Below are 756 nucleotides of genomic sequence, written 5' to 3'. Positions count from 1 at the left end.
GCCCCCTCATGAACAGCTTTTCAACCAAGGGAATAAATAATGGGCCAGTAGCAAACAAAACGACCCCCTCAACGAGCGTTAACGTTTGTAATGACGCGATAAAGCAAAGTTGTGACAAACCGATACAAAGAGCACGCAATAAAATAGGCTTTAGCGTGCCCGCTTTAGGAAAGGTAAGGTTTTTCACACGAAGTAAGATAAGCAAGATAAGCGCAGGCACCAAAAAACGTAAGAAGCTAAATAGTGTGACGGAAAGTTCGCCTGACAACTGCTTTGCTAACAGTCCAGTAACAGATAAGCTTAACGTAGACATCAACATGAAAAGGATAGATTTATTTACAGCATTCATTCAATACTCCTTAATATATGGAGCATTTTAAAAGACATAACTTATCGTAAATAGCGAGTAATATTAACCATTGATGTAAGAAAAACTTACAGTTTAACTTATCTATCACCAGCTACGGTTTTTAAATTATGCGGAAACTAGTCCCCTTAAAGTCCATCTACGCATTTGTTGCAGTAGCTGAGTCTGGCAGCATGACAGAAGCAGCACAGATATTAAGTGTGAGCCACTCAGCCGTAAGTCAGGCAATTAAATCGCTGGAGAGTCAAGTCAACAAGCCTCTATTTGATCGCATAGGCAGACAAGTTCAACTCAACGCGGACGGTAAAAAGTATTACAGGAAGGTGGCACCCGCTTTAGAGCAAATTGTCGATGCAACGGAAGCACTCATCCAAGATCAGAACTTGCAG

The 756-nt window shown here is 41.1% G+C and carries 2 protein-coding genes; one reads left to right on the top strand and one right to left on the bottom strand.

Annotation, left to right across the window (positions count from 1 at the left end; genetic code table 11):
• The coding region (locus tag IQR33_RS23290) for an EamA family transporter (RefSeq protein ID WP_193844093.1) at nt 1–349 on the bottom strand (349 nt) is incomplete at its 3' end.
• A 128-nt stretch (nt 350–477) separates the two neighbouring features.
• Between IQR33_RS23290 and IQR33_RS23285 the strand changes: the two genes are divergently transcribed.
• The coding region (locus tag IQR33_RS23285) for a LysR family transcriptional regulator (protein WP_193844092.1) at nt 478–756 on the top strand (279 nt) is incomplete at its 3' end.

This window comes from Vibrio sp. OPT46 (assembly GCF_015163535.1).
GTDB classification, from domain to species: Bacteria; Pseudomonadota; Gammaproteobacteria; order Enterobacterales; family Vibrionaceae; genus Vibrio; species Vibrio alginolyticus.
This window is presented reverse-complemented; position numbering and strand designations above follow the sequence as displayed.